At 68.3% G+C, this 19,123-nt stretch carries 15 protein-coding genes, 1 tRNA gene and 1 other RNA gene; 5 read left to right on the plus strand and 12 right to left on the minus strand.

Going from position 1 to position 19,123, the window contains the following annotated elements:
• Positions 1 to 45: 45 nt before the first annotated feature.
• An RNA gene (gene ffs / locus AC3ANJ_RS14340) (signal recognition particle sRNA small type) lies at positions 46 to 142 on the minus strand.
• 6 nt (positions 143 to 148) lie between these two features.
• Complete coding sequence (locus AC3ANJ_RS14345; protein ID WP_488316886.1) at positions 149 to 1,306, minus strand: AI-2E family transporter; 1,158 nt, start codon at positions 1,304 to 1,306, stop codon at positions 149 to 151.
• 106 nt (positions 1,307 to 1,412) lie between these two features.
• On the opposite strand from AC3ANJ_RS14345, the gene AC3ANJ_RS14350 reads away from it, so the two are divergent.
• The 3 genes from AC3ANJ_RS14350 to AC3ANJ_RS14360 are packed head-to-tail and all read left to right on the plus strand — an operon-like array spanning position 1,413 to position 5,851.
• Complete coding sequence (locus AC3ANJ_RS14350; protein WP_406249264.1) at positions 1,413 to 2,390, plus strand: AAA family ATPase; 978 nt, start codon at positions 1,413 to 1,415, stop codon at positions 2,388 to 2,390.
• A gap of 10 nt (positions 2,391 to 2,400) precedes the next feature.
• Complete coding sequence (locus tag AC3ANJ_RS14355) at positions 2,401 to 3,603, plus strand: DUF58 domain-containing protein (protein ID WP_488316887.1); 1,203 nt, start codon at positions 2,401 to 2,403, stop codon at positions 3,601 to 3,603.
• Entirely contained in the window at positions 3,590 to 5,851 is a 2,262-nt protein-coding gene (locus tag AC3ANJ_RS14360; protein WP_488316888.1) for a transglutaminase TgpA family protein, read from the plus strand. Before AC3ANJ_RS14355 ends, AC3ANJ_RS14360 begins: the two co-directional genes overlap by 14 nt.
• Positions 5,852 to 5,853: 2 nt before the next feature.
• Here the strand turns inward: AC3ANJ_RS14360 and trhO are convergent, their stop codons facing one another.
• Entirely contained in the window at positions 5,854 to 6,768 is a 915-nt protein-coding gene (gene trhO, locus AC3ANJ_RS14365) for an oxygen-dependent tRNA uridine(34) hydroxylase TrhO (RefSeq protein ID WP_488316889.1), read from the minus strand.
• Between the two features lie 98 nt (positions 6,769 to 6,866).
• Here trhO and AC3ANJ_RS14370 point away from each other — a divergent pair.
• Positions 6,867 to 6,954: transfer RNA gene (locus AC3ANJ_RS14370), tRNA-Ser, on the plus strand.
• Positions 6,955 to 7,201: 247 nt separating this feature from the next.
• Here AC3ANJ_RS14370 and AC3ANJ_RS14375 read toward each other — a convergent pair.
• The 6 genes from AC3ANJ_RS14375 to AC3ANJ_RS14400 all read right to left on the minus strand — a co-directional run bounded on the left by AC3ANJ_RS14375 (position 7,202) and on the right by AC3ANJ_RS14400 (position 14,808).
• Positions 7,202 to 8,518, minus strand: coding sequence for a GNAT family N-acetyltransferase (locus tag AC3ANJ_RS14375; protein WP_488316890.1), 1,317 nt, complete (start codon positions 8,516 to 8,518; stop codon positions 7,202 to 7,204).
• A gap of 43 nt (positions 8,519 to 8,561) precedes the next feature.
• Positions 8,562 to 9,791, minus strand: a complete 1,230-nt coding sequence (locus AC3ANJ_RS14380) for a multidrug effflux MFS transporter (protein ID WP_488319289.1) — start codon at positions 9,789 to 9,791, stop codon at positions 8,562 to 8,564.
• Positions 9,792 to 10,074: 283 nt separating this feature from the next.
• The gene (locus tag AC3ANJ_RS14385; protein WP_488316891.1) at positions 10,075 to 11,229 is read right to left on the minus strand and encodes a cystathionine gamma-synthase; all 1,155 of its coding nucleotides are present in this window, start codon (positions 11,227 to 11,229) and stop codon (positions 10,075 to 10,077) included.
• Between the two features lie 54 nt (positions 11,230 to 11,283).
• Entirely contained in the window at positions 11,284 to 12,240 is a 957-nt protein-coding gene (locus tag AC3ANJ_RS14390) for a carbohydrate ABC transporter permease (RefSeq protein WP_406249258.1), read from the minus strand.
• The gene (locus tag AC3ANJ_RS14395) at positions 12,237 to 13,376 is read right to left on the minus strand and encodes a carbohydrate ABC transporter permease (protein WP_488316892.1); all 1,140 of its coding nucleotides are present in this window, start codon (positions 13,374 to 13,376) and stop codon (positions 12,237 to 12,239) included. Before AC3ANJ_RS14395 ends, AC3ANJ_RS14390 begins: the two co-directional genes overlap by 4 nt.
• Before the next feature lie 106 nt (positions 13,377 to 13,482).
• Positions 13,483 to 14,808 (minus strand): ABC transporter substrate-binding protein, encoded by a 1,326-nt coding sequence (locus AC3ANJ_RS14400; RefSeq protein ID WP_488316893.1) that lies wholly within the window; start codon positions 14,806 to 14,808, stop codon positions 13,483 to 13,485.
• Positions 14,809 to 15,075: 267 nt separating this feature from the next.
• On the opposite strand from AC3ANJ_RS14400, the gene AC3ANJ_RS14405 reads away from it, so the two are divergent.
• The gene (locus AC3ANJ_RS14405) at positions 15,076 to 16,074 is read left to right on the plus strand and encodes a LacI family DNA-binding transcriptional regulator (protein ID WP_488316894.1); all 999 of its coding nucleotides are present in this window, start codon (positions 15,076 to 15,078) and stop codon (positions 16,072 to 16,074) included.
• A gap of 64 nt (positions 16,075 to 16,138) precedes the next feature.
• On the opposite strand, the gene rplL is transcribed toward AC3ANJ_RS14405, so the two are convergent.
• From rplL to AC3ANJ_RS14420, 3 genes are all read right to left on the minus strand, one after another.
• Positions 16,139 to 16,522, minus strand: a complete 384-nt coding sequence (gene rplL / locus AC3ANJ_RS14410) for a 50S ribosomal protein L7/L12 (RefSeq protein ID WP_298744853.1) — start codon at positions 16,520 to 16,522, stop codon at positions 16,139 to 16,141.
• 48 nt (positions 16,523 to 16,570) lie between these two features.
• A complete protein-coding gene (gene rplJ, locus AC3ANJ_RS14415) occupies positions 16,571 to 17,059 on the minus strand; it encodes a 50S ribosomal protein L10 (RefSeq protein ID WP_406249254.1) in 489 nt (162 codons plus the stop codon).
• Between the two features lie 227 nt (positions 17,060 to 17,286).
• A complete protein-coding gene (locus AC3ANJ_RS14420) occupies positions 17,287 to 19,077 on the minus strand; it encodes a glycoside hydrolase family 15 protein (RefSeq protein WP_488316895.1) in 1,791 nt (596 codons plus the stop codon).
• Positions 19,078 to 19,123 lie beyond the last annotated feature (46 nt).

The raw sequence follows: 19,123 nt of genomic DNA on the forward strand, positions 1-19,123 counted from the left end.
GTCAGTGCGCACCCGAAGGATGCTGAGAGCACAAGCGTCCAGAGACGGAAAGACCCTCCGCGCACCCGACAGAGCCCGGTTACCCTTGCTACGTTTCCGTCCTGGGGGAATTGGCCTGGATGCCGTCACGCGGAGGGCTTCGAACAGTCTACCGGGCTTCGGAGGGTGCTTTCGCCCTCGCCCATCTGGCCGGTGTGTCCGGTCCGTCCCAGACCTGAATCACGCCCCACAGCGCCGCCGTGATCGGCACGGCCAGGATCGCGCCGACGATGCCGCCGAGCACCGTGCCCACGGTCAATGCGACGAGGATGACGAAGGCGTGCAGCTTCATGGAGCGTCCCATCAGGACCGGCTGCAGGAAGTTGCCCTCGAGCTGGTTCACCAGCACCACGATGCCGACGACGAACAGCGCGTTGACCCACCCGTTCGCCACCAGCGCGACGAGGGCGGCGAGGATGCCGGCCACTGTGGCGCCGACGATCGGAATGAAGGCCAGGAGGAAGACCAGGACGGCCAGGGGGATCGCGAGCGGCACCTGCAGGATGAGCAGACCGATCAGGATGCCGATGGCATCCACGGCCGCGACCGTGGCGGTGCCGCGGACATACGACCCGAGCGTCGAGACCGTCTTGTCGCCGATGCGGCGAGCGCGCAGATAGTTCTCCCCGCGGAACGGCCGCAGCAGGAACTCCCACATCTGCGGGCCGTCCTTGAGGAAGAAGAACAGGATCGTCACCATCAGCACGAGGCCGGTGACGAAGTTGGCCACGGCGCTGACGCCGGCGAGCGCTCCGGAGCCGAACTGGGCGCTGGTGAGGAAGTCGGTGAGCGTCGCGATCCACTCATCGATCTGCTCCGGCTGGAGGAATTCGAACGGCAGCGTCTGCGACCAGGCGAGCAGCTGCTGGACCCCCTCCTCCGCCTGGGAGTAGAGCTCGTCCCACTGGTCGCGCACGGCCCACACGATCAGCCAGCTCAGCAGGCCGAGGATGACGACGATCGCGAGCAGCGTGATGACCGTCGCGAGCGCCGACGGCACTCCTCGCCGGCGCATCGCGTTCATGACCGGAGTGAACGCGCAGGCGAGGATGAGGGCGATCATGAGCGGGATCGTCACGAGCGTGAGCTGCTGGATCGCGAAGATGATCCCCGCAGCGACCACCACGACGACGATGATCTGGAGGGCCCGGATGCCGAGTTTTCCGAACCCGTCAGCCCAGAGGCTCCACGGGGCCCGAGTGGCCTTCAGTTCGACGTCCTGCGACTCCAGTCGCACACGCTGCGGATCATTGCGGAACAGTCCCATGCGTCGAGGCTAACCGCATCCGCCATCCGGCGGTACGCCTGCGCCCCCGGCGGGTTACGATCGATTCACACCCGATGAGGGGCGAAGGCAGGGCGAGAGGGGACGCATGCACCAGGACGCATCCGCCATGACGGCCGAGCGGTTCGCGGAGCAGACCTCCGCCATCCTCGATTCCGTCGGCAAGGTCATCGACGGCAAGGCGGATGCCGTGCGCAGCGCCCTCGTGTGCCTGCTGGCCGAGGGGCACCTGCTCATCGAGGACGTCCCCGGCGTCGGCAAGACGATGCTGGCGCGCGCTCTCGCCGCAAGCGTCGATGCGACGGTGCGGCGCATCCAGTTCACGCCCGACCTGCTGCCCGGCGACGTCACGGGAGTGAGCGTCTACAACCCCGTCGACCGCGAGTTCGAGTTCAAGCAGGGCGCGATCTTCGCCCACATCGTTATCGCCGACGAGATCAACCGCTCCTCCCCCAAGACGCAGTCGGCGCTGCTGGAGGCCATGGAGGAGCAGCAGGTCACGGTCGACGGCCGCACGCACCCGCTGCCGGATCCGTTCCTCGTCGTCGCCACCCAGAACCCGCTCGAGATGGAGGGCACGTACGCGTTGCCCGAGGCGCAGCGCGATCGCTTCATGATGCGGATCTCGATGGGCTACCCCGACGCGGCCGCCGAGGCTTTGATGCTCCGCCAGCGCGACACCGTCAATCCGCTGGCGGCGATCCGCCCCGTGGTCGGATCGCGGGATGTGAGCGCCCTCATCGAGGCGGCCCGCGCCGTGCATGTCGCCCCGAGCATCGAGGAGTACGCGGTCGCCCTGGCGCAGGCGACGCGCTCCGACCCGAGCCTGCACCTCGGCGCGAGCCCTCGTGCCACGCTGCAGCTCGTCCGTGCCGCGAAGGTCTGGGCCGCGCTGGATGCCCGGGAGTTCGTGATCCCCGACGACCTCACCGCCCTGCTCGTCCCGGTCTTCGCGCACCGGCTGCTGCCGGCGCGCGGCGTCCATCGCGCCGGTGCGCAGCCGGTCGAGGCCGCGCTCGCGCAGATCATCGATCGGGTGCGCGTGCCGGTCGCGACCCGCCTCTGAACGGACTCCGATGTCCGATCGCCGCCGACGTCCTCTCACCGCCCGCGGGCTGGGTGCGCTCGTGCTCGGCGTGCTGTTCACGATCGCGGCGAACATCGTCTCGGCGCCGATCCTGGTCTACGTCGCGGTGCTGCTGTTCATCCTCACCGCTTTCGCCGTACTCGCCGTCTACGTCCCGCGCCGCAGCGGCACGGTCACACGGCAGGTCTCCACGGACCTGCTGACCGTCGGCGAGGAATCCCGCGTGACGGTGCGCTTCGCGCTGCGCTCGCTGCGCATCCCGCACGGGCTCTGGCGGGATGTCCTCCCGGATGCCGTGACCGGCAGCGCCTCAGGCGAGTACCCGCCGGATTCCGGTGTGCTCCGCTACCCCATCACCGGGGTACGCCGCGGAGTCTGGCCGGTCGGTCCTCTCATCCTGCGCACAGTGGATCCGTTCGGGCTCGCGCAGCGCGAGCAGGCGTTCGGCGACACCAGGACCGTCACGGTGGTCCCAGAGGTGATCCCGCTCGCTCCGCTCGCCGCGCACTGGGGCGCCGCCGGCGGCACGGCGCACACCGCCTCCAGCAGACTCGGTCAGGGCAGCGACAACCTCTCGCCGCGCCACTACGTCTCAGGCGACTCGATGCGGCGCATCCACTGGCGAGCGACAGCCCACCGCGGCGAGCTCATGGTGCGTCAGGAAGAAGAAGAGTCGAGCCCGGACGCCGTCGTCGTGATCGACCGTGCCGCCGGGCGCTGGGCGCGTGCCGACCGCGGCGTCGATCCGGCATTCGAGGCTGCCGTCTCGGCGTGCGCGTCGATCGCACTGCACCTCGCCACCGAGGGATACAGCGTCGATGTCGTCGACAGCGCCGGTTCCGTGATCGGCACTCTCCGCGGCCATGAGGACGACCGCGACGAACTCCTCGTAGCGCTCGCCATGCTCGCGCCCCGCGGCGAGGCGCGCGATCTGGCGACCATCGTCGGCGGCACACCGCCCGGCCCGCTCGTCGTCATCACCGGCCGCATCGGGGCAGCCGACCACTCGGTGCTGCATCACGGCGGCGCTGCCGTCCCGATCCTGCTCGCCACCGACCCCGCCCCCGAGGTGATCACCGCGGCATCCGCGTCCGGCTGGACCAGTGCCGTGCTCACCGACGACATCTCGGCATCGTGGGAGCTCGCGCTCCCGGAGCGGATGCTGAGCGGAGGCGGCCGTGTCCCGCGTTGAGACGCCGACCGGCGCCTGGGCGATGGACGTCGAGCCGAGCCGGGAGGGGATCGTCGGCCGGTCGCTGCTGGCCGCGTTCGCGTCGGTGGTCGCCCTGTGGCCGTACGTCCCCGTCGTGCACGCCGGCCAGTGGAGCCTCATCGTCGGAACGCTCATCTTCGTCGTGACGCTGATCGGGGCGATCGTGCGCGTCCTCATGGCGGACCGCTCAGCCCCGGCACGGACGCTGACGACGGTGCTCGCGCAGCTCGCGGCATCCGTCTTCCTGCTGACGGCGATGCTGCTGCCGCAGACCGCGCTGCTCGGCATCCTGCCGACGCCGGCGACCGCGACGGCGTTCACCGAACTCGCCGTGCAGGCGGGCGTCGAGGTCTACAACGGGTCAGCGCCGCTGGAGGACACGCTCGCGCTGCGCACCGTGTTCGGCACGGCATTCGCCGTCGTCATCATCCTCATCGACGTGCTGATCGCACACCGCAGAGCACTGCCGGCAGCGGTGCTCGTCACGGTCGTCGGCGCGCTGCCGATCATCATCACGCTCGGCGATGCGAACGTCGTCTGGTTCGTCGCCCTCGCCGCCCTGATCCTGATGCTGCTGCGCAGCAGCGCCGGTCACGACCGGCATTCGGCTCGGCGCACCTCCACCGTCGTCATGGCCGGTATCGGCGTCGGAGCGATCGCCCTCACCGTGGTCGTGGCGCCGATCCTGCCGGTGTCGGCGTCGTGGATGGTGCCGGGGTCCGGCGTGACCGTCGACGCCTCCCTGCGGCTGGGCGATGATCTGCGGCGGCCGAATCCCACGCAGGTGATGTCGCTCGCGACGACCGCCGAGACCGCCCCGTATCTGCGGATCGCCACGCTCTCGCGGTTCAACGGCGAGGTGTGGCGTCCGGACCGCGACGAGACGCAGTCGCTGTCCGACGGCTTCGGCGACCCCGAGTGGAGCGAAGAGTTCGCCGGCGACGACCGCCGGACATCGATCCGCGTCCTCGGGCTGTCGAGCTCGCGGCTTCCCGTCCCCTACCCGGCGGAACGACTGGTTGGCGTGTCGACGGGCTGGGAGGTGATGCCCTCCAACCGGACGGTCGTGTCGGAGGCGGTCGACGCATCGGGGCGCGACTACACGGTGACCTCCGCGCTCGTGCGGCCGACGTTCGAGCAGATCGCGGCGTCCAGGGCCGTCGGCGGCGATCAGGCCGTGGACGACCTCTCGGAGCTGCCGGCGATCATCCCGCAGACCGCGGCCGACGTCACGGCCGACTCCGCGAGCGACTACGAGAAGCTGATCGCGCTGCAGAACTGGTTCCGCAGCGAGTTCGAGTACTCCATCGACACCCCCGTCGAGGAGGACTTCGACGGCACAGGCGCCGAGGCCGTGGCGACGTTCCTGGAAGTCCGATCCGGCTATTGCGTGCACTTCGCCGGCGCCTTCGCCCTGATGGCCAAGACGCTCGGGATGCCGGTGCGCATCGTGGTCGGTTATCTGCCTGGTGAGCTGACGGACGAGAAGCGCGGCGACGACTACGTGTACGCCGTCATGAGCGACCAGCTGCACGCGTGGCCGGAGGTGCACTTCGAGGGCATCGGCTGGGTGCCGTTCGAACCGACCGCGACGCTCGGCACGCCGACCGCGTTCGCGCGCGGCGAGACGACGGGTGGAACAGGCTCCGACCCTGGCCAGACGCCGACGCCCACGACCGCACCATCGGCCGCGCCGTCCGATGTCCCGACGATCGCCCCGGAGAACCCGGACGAGGCGCTCGGCGGCGACGTGGTCCGGCAGCGGCTCGACCCGACGCCGGTGCTGCTGACGGTCGCCGGGGCGCTGGTCGTGCTGCTGCTTCCGCTGCTGGCGCGGAGTCTGCGTCGCGCCGCCCGGATGGGGCGTGCACGCGGCGGCGACGCGGCGAGCGCCTGGCTCGAGCTGCGCGACACGATGGTCGACCTCGGGCTCAACCCGTCCGATGCGCAGAGCCCGCGCGTGCGCGCAGCGGAACTCACCGCGGAGCGGGGTGCGGATCCGGAGTCCCTCGGGGCGCTGGTGCGCGCGATCGAGCGCGCGAGTTATGCGCCGGCTTCGTCGGGGACGCGCAGCCGGCGGGCGCCGGATGCCGAGGATCTCGCCGCGCCGCTGCATCGCGTCCTCAGAGAGCTGCGCGGGTCGGTCGACGCCCGATCGCGGTTCGTCGCCCTGTGCGCGCCACGATCGCTGTTCGTGGCGCGGCCGGCGGCGCAGCTCAGCGCGTGAGGTCAGGCGGTCGGTGCGAACCCGTTCGCCGCGGCTGCGTGCGCCGCGCAGGCGAGCGCTCCGCAGTCCTCGCAGACGACCTGCTGGACTCGGCATGACGGATCGGGACAGTTGGCGGTGCGCTTCGTGGCCGTCCGGCATCCGACGCACTCCCCGATGACGGCGGCATGATCGGAGAAATCGACCGATCCACGGCCGTCGAAGACGTACAGCGACCCGTCCCACAGCCCGTCGTCTCCGAACGTCTCGCCGTATCGGACGATGCCGCCTTCGAGCTGGTACACCTCGCCGAACCCGCGTGCGCTCATCAGACTCGACAGCACCTCGCAGCGGATACCGCCGGTGCAGTACGTGACAACCGGCTTTCCCTTCAGATCGTCATAGGCACCGGAATCCAGCAGCTCGACGAAATCGCGGGTTGTCTCGACGTCGGGGACGACAGCATCCCGGAATCGTCCGATCTGCGCCTCGAGCGCGTTGCGCCCGTCGAAGAAGACGACGTCGTCGCGTTCGGCGACGAGGTCGTGGAGCGCTTCGGGGGTCAGGCGCCTGCCGCCGCCGACGACGCCGTGGTCGTCGACCTGCAGTTCGCCAGGGGCCCCGAAGGACACGATCTCGTCGCGCACCTTCACGCTGAGCTTGGGGAAGTCGAGGCTGTGACCGGTGTCGTCGACACCGGTGCCCTCGCTCCACTTGATATCGGCGTCCTTGAACGGGGCGTAGGAGCGGAACGAGCGCGCCCACTTCTTGAGGGCTGGGAGATCGCCGCCCAGGGTGCCGTTGATGCCGTCCTTCGAGATGATCAGCCGGCCGCGCAGGCGCAGGGCTTCGCCGAGGTCACGCTGCCACAGCCGGATCGCCTCGGGGTCGGCGAGCGGGGTGAACACGTAGAACAGCACGATCTTGGGAGTTGCCACTCCAAGATTTTAGGCGCCCTCCCTGGCCCTGTCCCGCGAGACGGCCGGCGTGGTCACGGGCGCGCGGACGATCGGATAAGATGGACAGGTTGTTCCCTGGTGACGTGTCCGAGCGGCCGAAGGAGCACGCTTGGAAAGCGTGTGTTGTGCAAGCAACCGCGGGTTCGAATCCCGCCGTCACCGCCAAATGCCGAAGGGCCCCACGAAGTGGGGCCCTTCGGCATTTCTCGCTGACGGCTGGCACTTCGATACCCAGGGCCCCACGCCGCCAGAGGCTCCGCGCGGCGCCTGCTCCCCCAACGGAACGCACCTACGAGCCGAGCGCCGCGTGGAGTGGGCGACGAGGGACCGAATCCCGCCGTCACCGCTCAGAGAACGCCGAGGGCTCACGGAGTGAGCCGTCGGTCGTTCGGTAGCCCGGCCGTTCGATCGATCAGCTGTCAGATTCCCCGAACCGGACTCCGTACTCGACGGTCCCCTCCGGGCTCGGCAACCGCTGCATCCCGATCCGCTCGTAGAACGCCCCTGCTCCGATATTCGTCGGACTCATCCCGAGGTGCAGTCCCGGTACGCCGCGGCGACGCAGCTCGGCGAACAGCGTCTCGATGAGGCGCCGCCCCGTTCCCTGCCCCTGCGTCTCGGGGAGCAGATCGATGTGCAGGTGCGCGGGGTACTCCCCCGCGTTGGGTTCGCGCCCCGGTGCCCGTCCGTACGCATAGTCGAGCATCTTCTCCTCGCGCGACTGCGCATCGACCGGCTTCGGGAAGCGATCGGTGAATCGCGGCCACCATTCGTCGCGGAACCACTGCTCGAAGGCATCCGTGTCGTCCGTGGCGACGATGTATCCGATGACGCGACCGTCGTCGGCCTCGACGACCCAGCACAACCCCGGGTCGCGTTCGGCGTACGGCACCGCGAACAGCAGACCCCACAGCTCATCGTCCGGGAAGATGCCGGTCGCATCCGCTCCGGAATCCGCTGTCTTCACGCAGACGTCGGACAGGCCGTCGCGATCCTCGGGACGATACGGGCGGATCTGCGACACGGGTTGCTCCTTCGCGATGTGCGGACGGCCGACGGCGGAGTCGGCCGGAACCACCTTATCCGGCAGGATCCGGTCGACCTGAGCCGACGAGACGTGCGCAGCATCTCGGCGCAGCCACGGCACCAGCAGTGCGGCGATCAGCAGGGCAGCAGACGCCCCCACCAGCGCACCACCGACCGTGTCCGTGAGCCAGTGCACGGAGAGCACGGTTCTGGACAGCGCCATCGTGAGCACCCACAGCGCCCCGAGCGCATACATCCACACCCGCGGGAAGAGCACGCACAGCACCACGGCGATCGTCGCCGCGTTGGCCGTGTGACCCGACGGATACGATCCGTAGTCGCTGATGACGAGCATGTCCTCGGGGCGCGCCCGCCCGAACAGCTCCTTGAGCAGCTGCACCAGCACCGCGCTGGCGGCGAAGGCGGCGAGCGCGAACACCGCCGACCGCCACCGTCGCGCGAGCAGGAGTCCCACGGCGACGACGCCGGGCACCACGAGGATCGCGATCCACCCTCCGCCGATGCGGTTCATCACATGCGACGCCGTGACGAGTGCGTCCGGCGCCGCATCCACCATGAGGTCGTGCCACCAGCTGTCCAGTTCGGACGGCTCGGCGGCTCCCCCGTCGATCGTGACGTACACGCCCAGCGCGATCGCCGCGAGCAGCGTGCCGATGCCCCACCACAGGAAGTGCCGTCTCATCCGCCCATTCTGCCGTGCCGCACCGGGTATGCCGGCATCCGACTCAGGGGTTGAGCATGCCGACCGTGCGCGGACGCACGATCAGCCAGAGCGAGAGGATGCCGAGGACAGCGCACCCGACCATGACCGATGCCATCGTGGTCGCCGTGACGTCTCCGCTGCCGGCCACGAGAAACACGACCGGGGAGATGATCGCCGCGACCCCGTTGTTGCAGGCGCCGAGGACGGATGCCGCGGTCCCCGCCGCTTTCCCGTGCCTGTCGAGCGCGAGCACCTGCACGCACGGGAAGGTGAAGCCGCACGAGGTCATGAACACGAACAGCGGGATCACGGTCCCCCACAGGCCGAGTCCGAGCTGATCCGTCAGGATGATCGCCAGACCGGAGAGCAGCAGCGCCGAGGTCGAGAAGGCCAGCACCCACTGCGGTCCGAACCGTGCGGCCAGGCGGGAGGCGGCCTGGACGCCGATGACGAGCCCGACGGAGTTCGCCGCGAACAGCCAGCCGTACTGCTGCGCGTTGAGCCCGTGTGTCTGCTGGAACAGGAACGAGGATGCCGACAGGTAGGAGAACAGACCGGAGAAGGTCATCCCGCCGATGACCAGCACGCCGATGAACACGCGGTCCGAGAAGACGCTCTTGTAGCGCTGCAGCACGGTGGTCGAGCCGCGGTCCTGGCGGCGCTCCTTGGGCAGCGTCTCGGGGATGAGGAACAGCCCGCACACGAGCATCGCCCCGCCGTAGCAGGCGAGGACGACGAAGATGCCGCGCCAGTCCATGACCGCCAGCAGCGCGGAGCCCAGCAGCGGCGCGACCACGGGTGCGACGCCTGAGACGAGGGCGAGCCGGGACAGCATCACCACGAGTCGGCGTCCGCCGAAGAGATCGCGCACGATCGCCATCGCGACGACGCCGCCGGCCGCGGCGCCGATGCCCATGAACACGCGGGCTGTTCCCAGCAGGATCAGGTCAGGAGCCAGAGCTGCGGCGACGCTGGCGAGCACATGCAGCGCCGTCACCGAGATGAGCGGGATGCGCCGACCGACCTTGTCGCTGAGCGGGCCGACGACGAGCTGACCGATCGCGAATCCGATCATGGTTCCGGTCAGCGTCAGCTGGATCGCGGCCGCCGTCGTCTGGAAGTCGCTCTCCAGCAGCGGGAAGGCCGGGAGGTACAGATCGATCGTGAACGGTCCGAGAGCGGTGAGCGCCCCGAGCAGGAGGATGTAGATCGTGCGACGGCGCGCCGAGATGGCGTCGCCGGGGTGCAGCATGATCGGCGCGGTCGCCGGATTCGGGCCGAGCGTGCGGATGGCACCGGTGGGCGTGGAGGTGCGGATGCTGCCGGTGATCGTGCGGATCGTTCCGCTGGGTGTGAGATCGGATGCCGGAGCAGGAGTCGCTTCAGGATTCGTATGGGGTGTGCTGGTTTCGTGGCGAGATGAGTCGGTCAAGAGAGCTTTCCGGGGCGCGGGGATCGAATCGATTCGAGTGCATCGATCCGACCATGTTACTCCTCCGCTCCGGGAGCGCCGAAGGTCGCGGGACCGGCGGGCGTCAGCGCGAGATGCGGGCCAGGCCCTGCTCGAGGTCGGCGATGAGATCGCGCACGTCCTCGATGCCGACCGACAGCCGCACGACGTTCTCGGGAACCGCGAGTGCCGTTCCGCGCACCGATGCGTGGGTCATGTCCGGCGGGTAACCGATCAGCGATTCGACTCCGCCCAGCGACTCCGCGAGCTGGAACACGGTCGTGCTCTCGGCGAAGGCCCGAGCGGCATCGGGTCCGGCTGTCAGTGCGAGCGACAGCATCCCACCGAAGCCGCTCATCTGCCGTGCCGCGATGTCGTGGCCGGGGTGCGAGACGAGCCCTGGGTAGAACACCGTCTCGAACTCCTGATGCTCCGCCGCCCATTCCGCGATCGCCTGAGCGTTCTCGCTGTGCTGACGCACCCGCACGGCGAGCGTCTTGATGCCGCGCGTGGTGAGCCAGGCATCCATCGGCGCCGATACCGCGCCGACGGCGAACTGCTGGAATTTGACCTGCTCGTAGAACCGGTCGTCGCCGAACACCACGGCACCGCCGAGCACATCGGAGTGACCGCCGAGGTACTTGGTCGTCGAGTGCACGACGAGGTCCGCACCCAGTGCGAGCGGCTGCTGCAGCGCCGGCGACGCGAAGGTGTTGTCCACGACGACGATGGTGCCGGCGGCATGCGCGATCTCGACGATCGCGGCGATGTCGACGATCTTCAGCAGCGGATTGCTCGGCGTCTCCACCCAGATGATCCTGGTCTCCGGGCGCAGAGCCGAACGGATCGCGTCGGCATCCTCGAGGGCGACGATCGTCGTGTCGATCCCCCACGGCGCGAGCACAGTGGTCAGCAGGCGGTACGTGCCGCCGTACACGTCGTTGCCGAGGATGACGTGGTCGCCCGGCTTCAGGATGCCGCGCAGCAGCGCATCCTCTGCCGCGAGCCCCGAAGCGAACGACAGCGCGGCGGAGCCGCCTTCGAGCGCGGCGAGCTGCGTCTCCAGCGCGCTGCGCGTCGGGTTGCCCGCCCGGTTGTACTCGTACCCGTCGCGGAATCCGCCGATGCCGTCCTGCACGTGCGTGGAGGCCTGGTAGATCGGTGGGATGATCGCTCCCGTCTGAGGGTCGGGCGCTTGGCCTGCGTGGATGGCACGGGTGGCGAAGGAGTACTCGGACATGACCACAGCCTACGTCCGGCGCCCCTTCGCGACCCGTGCCTGTTACGCCGGGCGTCAGCCCTTCGTCGACCCGGCGAGCAGCCCGCGGACGAAGTAGCGCTGCAGTGCGAAGAACACGATCAGCGGAACGATGATCGACACGAACGCACCGGCCGTGAGCAGGTACCAGCCCTCACCCCGTCCGGTGATCTCGGCGAGCACCTTCGTGATCGGCGACGCCGCGCCATCAGCGAACACGAGGGCGACCAGCAGGTCGTTCCAGACCCAGAGGAACTGGAAGATCGCCACCGACGCGATCGCCGGCATGGTCAGCGGCAGCACGATGCGGAAGAAGATCTGGCCGCGCGATGCGCCGTCCACCCTCGCCGCTTCGATGATCTCGCCCGGGATCTCCGACATGAAGTTGTGCAGCAGGTAGATCGCCAGCGGCAGGGCGAACATGGTGTGCGCGATCCACACCTGCGCGTACCCCTGTGACGCATCGATCGACTCGGTGATCTGCAGCCCGAAGAGGTTGATGCCCTTCGAGAACGAGGTCAGCAGCGGAACCAGCGCCATCTGGATCGGCACGATCTGCAGGGCGAACACGAAGATGAACAGCGCGTTGCGCCCCTTGAAGTCGATCCAGGCGAAGGCGTACGCCGCCATGGCCGCGATCATCAGCGGGATCAGCGTGGCCGGGATCGTGATCGCGATCGAGTTGACGAACGACTGCAGGATCGTCAGCTGTGTCGTCCCCGACTGCAGCACCTCGACGTAGTTCTCGAAGGTGAACTCCGGATCGGCGAAGATCGTCCACCACCCGGAGGTGTTGATGTCGTCGCGCGGCCGGAACGAGGAGATGAACAGTCCGAGCGTCGGAATCGTCCAGAGCACGGCGATGACGATCGACGCGATCGTCGCCCAGGGCCGGCTCAGCCGCTTGCGGGTGCGCCCTGCGGATGCTTCGAACTTCCCCCCGGTCGTGATCGCCCGGGTGGAATTCGCATCGGTCTTCACGGTGTCGGTCATCGGATCTCCCGCTGCTTCTTGATCTGGCGCGCGTTGTAGATGACGATCGGCAGCACCAGGATGAACAGGATGACGGACAGCGCGGCGCTGCGCCCCGCCTCGAACTTCGAGAACTGGGTGTACATCTCGTTCGCGAGCACGCTGGTGCCGTAGTTTCCGGCCGTCATGGTGCGCACGATGTCGAAGACCTTCAGCGAGGCGATCGAGATCGTCGTCAGCACGACGATGAGGGCCGGACGGATGGCGGGCACTGTGACCGACCAGAACCGCTGCCAGGCGTTGGCGCCGTCCAGCTCGGCGGCCTCGAGCAGCTCGGCCGGCACACCCTTGATGGATGCCGAGAGCACGACCATCGCGAAGCCCGTCTGCACCCAGATGAGCACGACGATGAGGAACAGGTTGTTCCACGGTTCGTTCAGCAGCCACTGCTGCGGCTCGCCTCCGAACCAGACGACGATCTGGTTCAGCAGACCGATCTGCTCGAACTCGGGTCCGCGGTATGCGTACATGAACCGCCAGATGATGCTCGCGCCGACGAACGAGATCGCCATCGGCATGAACACCAGGATCTTGTAGATCTTCTCGCCTCTGGTCCGGTCGATGAAGACCGCGTAGGCGAGGCCGACCAGGGTCGACACGATGGGCACGATGAGCACCCAGACGATCGTGTTGACGACGGCCGTGATCCCGTCGGACTGCGTGAAGATCCAGATGTAGTTGTTCAGGCCGATGAAGCTCTTGCCGCTCGAGTTCCAGAACGACGCGTACACCGTCTGGATCGACGGGAGGATGAGTCCGACGAGCAGCAGCAGGATCGCAGGCGCCATGAACGCGACCAGCTGGATCAGATATCCGGCGCCGTCCCGTGACCGGTAGTCGAGCAGGAAGAACACGGCACCGACCACGACGGCGACGCCCATCGCCCAGTACCAGGAGTTGAAGAACCACATCACCGCGAACGGGACGACGAGGCACATCGCGAGGCGGATCCACGTGTACAACGTTCCCTTGCGCGGTGCGATGTCGACCAGGAGCAGGATGACCGCCACCACGACGGCGAACGCGATCACCACCACCACGGCCTGCAGAACGGGCGGAAGCGCCCCGACCCATCTGAAGAATTCTGTCGCGTTCACGCAGTCCCCTTTTCATGACGCGAGGTGTGAAGGCGTGAGCGACTGTGCGCACGCCGGGGTGTGGGAGGGCCGCCCCCGCCGGAGCGGAGGCGGCCCGTCGAACTGATTACTCGCTCGGCCAGCCGGTCTCGATCTGCTCGAGCACGGCGTCGGTCGAGTCGCCGTTGATCCAGGCGACCATGCCCTTCCAGAATGTTCCGGCGCCGACGGCACCGGGCATCAGGTCGCTGGCGTCGAAGCGGAACGTCGTTTCGTCGTCCTGCAGGATCTTGATGGTCTCCTGAAGGATCGGATCCTGGGCGCTCTCGGGATCGAGGCCGCTGTTGGCCGATGTGACGCCGCCGAGGCTCACTCGCGCGTTTGCCCACTCGGGGCTAGACAGGTACTCGAGCACCTGCTGCGTCGCCTCGGAGTCGCTGAACGCGCCGACGATCTCGCCGCCACCGGTCACCGTCGTCTCGCCCTCGGTCTCACCCGGGAGAATGAAGGCCCACACATCGCCGTCCTCTGCGACGTTCGTGCCTTCGGGGTAGAAGCCCGACAGGAACGACGCCTGGTGCGTCAGCGCGCAGGTGCCTCCGGCGAGCGCGGGTGCGACGTCGCCGAACGCCGTCGAGTTGATCGAGCGGACGTCGCCGAAGCCGGCGTTGACGTAGCTCGGGTTCAGCAGGATCTCGCCGACCGAGTCGAACGCGGTCTTGATCTGCGGATCCGTGAAGGGAACCTCACCGGCCGCCCACTGGTCGTACACGTCCGTACCAGCCTGGCGCAGGACGTAGTCCTCGATCCAGTCAGTACCGGGCCAGCCGGTCGCGGTGCCGGACTCGAATCCGGCGCACCACGGTGCGGCCCCTGTCGCCGACTGGATCGTCGCCGTCAGCGTGTTCAACTCGTCCAGTGTCTTCGGGACCTCGACGCCCCACTCGGCGAACTTCGCCGGCGAGTACCAGATCCAGCCCTTGACGCTCGCCATCAGTGGTGCGCCGTAGAACGTGTCGTCGACCGTGCCGTAGTTCACCCAGTCCTCGGACCAGTACTCGTTGGCGTTCTGCTCGACGGCCTCGGGCGCGGGCTTGAGGAAGTCTCGCGACGCGAAGTCCGCCATGAGTCCGGGCTGCGGGAAGATCGCGATGTCCGGCGGGTTGCCGCCCTGCGCGCGCGTGCCGAGCTGCGTCTCGAAGTCCTGGCTGCCCTCGTACTTGATGTCGATGCCGGTCTCCTCTTCGAAGTCCGCCCAGGACTCCTGCAGCAGTTCCGCCTCGGCGTCCACGATCGTGCCGTAGATCGTGACGGTCTCGCCGTCGACGTCGCCACCGCCGCCTCCGCCACCGCCGGTCGGTGCGCCCGGAGCCCCACATCCGGCCAGGGCGATGCCCGCGACCCCCAATAGTGCCAGCGGCGCGATCAGCCTCTTGCGCTGCGAAAGAGTCATGTGATTTCTCCTCCTCGAGTTCACGTCCCCAGAAGAATCGACCGTCTCGTCCGCGGCCGAATCGGGAACCGATTCCAGGCCAACCTACTTGCCCGAGCCCGCCCGGCACAATGGGGAATCATCACAACCCGACAACCTTTTGCTCGTATCACCATGCCGGTGTGGGAGCGCTCCCGCGCCAATGGTGTGGAACCGGTTCCGTTTCACGCTCCGCGCGGCTATTCTCGACTTCGTGCGCGCTGGAGCGCGCGGTGTCGAGGAGGACGCATGAGCACGATCGCGGATGTCGCGGCGCGGGCCGGGGTGTCCAAGGCGACGGCCAGTCGCGCGCTCAGCGGGCGCGGCTACGTCTCGGACGACACACGGCAGCGCGTGGTGGATGCCGCGCGCGAACTCCTGTACGTCGCCCACTCCTCCGCGACCAGCCTCGCCACCGGACGCACCGGCACCATCGCGGTGATCGTCCCGACGCTCGACCGGTGGTTCTTCACCGAACTCGTCGCCGGCATCCAGGAGTCGCTGCTGGACGCCGATCTCGATCTCGCGCTGTACGACATCCGCGAGGGCAGTCGCATCCGTGCACGCGTCTTCGAGGAGGTCCTCCCCCGTCGCCGATTCGACGGGCTCATCGCCGCCGGCATCCAGCCCAGTGCGCAGGAGCTCGAGCGGCTGCTCCGGCTCGAGCGCCCGCTGGTATGCATCGGCCCGTACGGCGAGGGCGCCAGCGCTGTGTCGATCGACGACATGAGCGTCGCGCGCATCGCGACCGAGCATCTGCTGGATCTGGGGCACACGGACATCGCGTTCATCGGCACCCTCGAATCCGGCGACGGCAGCATCGGCGACGAACGGCGACTGGCCGGCTACCGTGACGCGATGTCGGTCGCGGGTGCGGAGCCGCGGGTCGCGTTCGCGGAATCCACGATGTCGAGCGGGTACGCGGCGGCGGCCGACCTGCTCGGCGACCGGCGCTCGCGCCCCACCGCCGCCGTCGGCGTATGCGACGAGGCGGCGATCGGGACGATCATCGCCGCTCGTCGCCTCGGGATCGCCGTCCCGTCCCAGCTGAGCGTCATCGGCATCGACGACCACCGTGACGCGGAGATGTTCGCTCTGACGACGATCCGCCAGCGGCCGCGCGAACAGGGCCGCGAGGCCGTCCGGCTGCTGCTGGTCCGTCTGGAGGATCCGGAGGCCGAGATCGAACATGCGGCCGCGGCATCCGCCCTCGTGATGCGCAACTCGACGGCTGCACCGGCATCCTGAACCGGATGCGCAGAAAGGCCCCGGGGCGAACCCCGGGGCCTTTCGAAGCGTTGAGACGCTGTGATTACTTGAGGGTAACCGTGGCGCCTGCCTCTTCCAGAGCAGCCTTGGCCTTCTCGGCGGCTTCCTTGTTGGCGCCCTCCAGGACGGCCTTCGGAGCGCCGTCGACGACAGCCTTGGCCTCGCCGAGGCCCAGCGAGGTGAGCTCGCGGACGGTCTTGATGACCTGGATCTTCTTGTCGCCAGCGGCCTCGAGGATGACGTCGAAGGAGTCCTTCTCCTCTTCAGCCTCGGCAGCGCCTGCGCCACCAGCGGCACCGGCAACGGCGACGGGAGCAGCAGCGGTGACCTCGAACTTCTCCTCGAACGCCTTGACGAAGTCGTTGAGCTCGACGAGGGTCAGGCCGGCGAACTGCTCGAGCAGCTCCTCAGTGGTGAGCTTAGCCATGATGTATCTCCTAATAGATGGGGTTTGTTGATCGAGAACACCGGTCGCTTACGCGGCCTCGGCGGTCTCCAGCTTTGCGCGAAGAGCGTCGACGGTGGCGGCAGCCTTGCCCATCGTCGCCTTCATCATGCCCGCAGCCTTCGCCAGCAGAACCTCACGGCTCTCGAGCGAGGCGTACTTGTTGACCTCGTCGGCCGAGAGCGCGTTGCCCTCGAAGATGCCGGCCTTGATCACGAGAAGCGGGTTGGCCTTGGCGAAGTCACGAAGAGCCTTGGCAGTGGCGACGAAGTCACCGTGCACGAACGCGACGGCCGACGGACCCTTGAGGTCGTCGTCCAGCGCGGTGATGCCAGCCTTGTTGGCGGCGATCTTGGTCAGCGTGTTCTTCACCACGGCGTACTCAGCGTCCTGACGGATGCTGTTGCGCAGCTCCTTGAGCTGGGCAACCGTCAGACCGCGGTACTCGGTCAGCAGAACGGCGGACGAGTTCTCGAATGACTTCGTGAGCTCGGCGACCGATGCATCCTTCTGCGCCATGGTCACTCCTTGGTGTGTACGAGGCGCCTCACGGCGGTGAGGCACCGACCTCGACCTTCACGGCAACAAAAAAGCTCCGGCGCAAGCGCACGGAGCTGAATCAGTTCGTGTCCTGCGCGGGCCCCTGCATTGCAGTGCTTCGATCGCCGTACTCGCGCACGACGATGACCAGCGGTCTTCGGTTACGACAAGGATACCCCGGGAAACTCGTCCCCACAAATCGAGGGTCAGCGTCGATCCGCGGCGCGGCCGGCGTGCCCGGCGAGCGCGTCAGCGGCACGGACGAGCGTGAGATGCGACAGCGCCTGCGGAGTGTTCCCCGCCTGGCGCCGCTCGACCGGATCGTACTCCTCGGACAGCAGACCGACGTCGCTGGCGAATCCGCACAGTCGCGTCATGAGCGCATCGGCGTCCTCGGTGCGCCCGCTGGCGGCGTACTGCTCCACGAGCCAGAAGCTGCACGCCAGGAAGGGATGCTCATCACCGGAGAGCCCGTCGACGCCGGTCTCCGCGCGGTACCGCAGCAGCAGGCCGTCGCGCATCAGCGTTTCCTCCATGCGCGCGACGGTACGCAGCATCCGCTCGTCATCGGCGGCGCAGAAGCCGACCTGCGGAAGAACGAGGAGTGAGGCATCCACCTCGTCCGTCTCGTAGTGCTGCACGAAATGGCCGTCGTCGTGGATGCCTCTCTCCTCGATCTCCGCCCGCAGCGCATCACGCACATCTGCCCATCTCTCCGCGTCGCCGTCCATGCCGTGCTCCCGCACCGCACGGACTCCGCGATCGAGAGCCGCCCACATCATGACTCGAGAGTGGGTGAACCAGCGCGGCTCGCCGCGGATCTCCCAGATCCCATTGTCCGGCCGGCCGGACCCGGCGATCACCCGTTCGATGAGCGCGCGCTGCAGAGGCCAGGAGAACTCGGTCTCCTCGACGCCCGCCAGCCTGGTCGCCTCCAGCGCGACCAGGACTTCGCCGATCACATCGCCCTGGTACTGGGATACCGCGCCGTTCCCGATCCGCACCGGTGAGGCGGCTTCGTAGCCCGGGAGGGACGCGAGCTCTCGCTCCGCCAGGTCGCGCTCACCGGCGATCCCGTACATGATCTGCACCTCGTGCGGCTCTCCGGCGACGGCTCGCAGCAACCAGCGCCTCCAGTGCTCGGCCTCCCGGAGGAAGCCGTGCGTGATGAGCACCTCGAGGGTGAGCGCGGCATCCCGCAGCCAGACGTAGCGGTAGTCCCAGTTCCGAGAGCCGCCGAAGTCCTCGGGAAGCGAAGTCGTCACGGCTGCGATGATGCCGCCGGTGTCACGATGCGTGAGCGCTCGGAGCGTGAGCAGCGAGCGCGTCACGGCTTCGCGATGCGGGCCGTCGTGCTGAATGCTGCTGGCCCACCCCTGCCACCACGACCGAGTCACGGCCAGCGAGCGGTCGACTGCAAGCGGCTCAGGGGCTCGCTGCGAGGACCCGAACCAGCTGAGAACGAGGTCGACGGTCTCCCCTGCCGCCACCGTGAACGTTCCGACGTGCGCGTGGTCGGTGGCGGTCAGCTGCACCCCGCGGACGACCACGGCATCCGGCCCCGCCGTCGCCCACAGCGCCGGCTCCGCGTCCGTCCCGATCTGCCGCACCCAGGGCAGCGCACGCGCGTAGTCGAAGTGAAGTCGCAGCTCGGTCTCCAGATCGACGACGCCTGAGATGCCGACGACCCGCCGCACGAGGTGCGTGCGTTCGTCGTGCAGCGAGAGGTATTCGCGCACCTCGGCCACGCCGTCGGCTGTCTCCCAACGGGTCACGAGGATGAAGGTGTCCAGCAGGTACGACCGCGTCGCCCGCGCCTCGGAGGACACCGGGCGCAGACTCCAGCGCCCATGCTCGGGTTCGCCGAGGAGCGCGCCGAAGACGGAGGCGGAATCGAATCGCGGAACGCACAACCAGTCGATGCTGCCTTCCTTCGAGACCAGCGCGGCCGTCCGGCAGTCGCTGAGCAGCGCGTAGTCCTCGATCGGTGCAGGCATCGGGCCCGAGTCTGGCATGCTCCACCAGGTCCGGCAACGGTCTGGC

This window comes from Microbacterium sp. STRO-1N, assembly GCF_057748015.1.

Bases quoted from the DNA above. Each gene is read 5' to 3' on its own strand.
- AC3ANJ_RS14390 (WP_406249258.1), bottom strand. From the start codon at position 12,240: ATGACCGACACCGTGAAGACCGATGCGAATTCCACCCGGGCGATCACG.
- AC3ANJ_RS14350 (WP_406249264.1), top strand. From the start codon at position 1,413: ATGCACCAGGACGCATCCGCCATGACGGCCGAGCGGTTCGCGGAGCAG.
- AC3ANJ_RS14380 (WP_488319289.1), bottom strand. From the start codon at position 9,791: ATGCTGCACCCCGGCGACGCCATCTCGGCGCGCCGTCGCACGATCTAC.
- AC3ANJ_RS14355 (WP_488316887.1), top strand. From the start codon at position 2,401: ATGTCCGATCGCCGCCGACGTCCTCTCACCGCCCGCGGGCTGGGTGCG.
- AC3ANJ_RS14375 (WP_488316890.1), bottom strand. From the start codon at position 8,518: ATGAGACGGCACTTCCTGTGGTGGGGCATCGGCACGCTGCTCGCGGCG.
- AC3ANJ_RS14405 (WP_488316894.1), top strand. From the start codon at position 15,076: ATGAGCACGATCGCGGATGTCGCGGCGCGGGCCGGGGTGTCCAAGGCG.
- rplL (WP_298744853.1), bottom strand. From the start codon at position 16,522: ATGGCTAAGCTCACCACTGAGGAGCTGCTCGAGCAGTTCGCCGGCCTG.
- AC3ANJ_RS14345 (WP_488316886.1), bottom strand. From the start codon at position 1,306: ATGGGACTGTTCCGCAATGATCCGCAGCGTGTGCGACTGGAGTCGCAG.
- rplJ (WP_406249254.1), bottom strand. From the start codon at position 17,059: ATGGCGCAGAAGGATGCATCGGTCGCCGAGCTCACGAAGTCATTCGAG.
- AC3ANJ_RS14400 (WP_488316893.1), bottom strand. From the start codon at position 14,808: ATGACTCTTTCGCAGCGCAAGAGGCTGATCGCGCCGCTGGCACTATTG.
- AC3ANJ_RS14385 (WP_488316891.1), bottom strand. From the start codon at position 11,229: ATGTCCGAGTACTCCTTCGCCACCCGTGCCATCCACGCAGGCCAAGCG.
- AC3ANJ_RS14420 (WP_488316895.1), bottom strand. From the start codon at position 19,077: ATGCCTGCACCGATCGAGGACTACGCGCTGCTCAGCGACTGCCGGACG.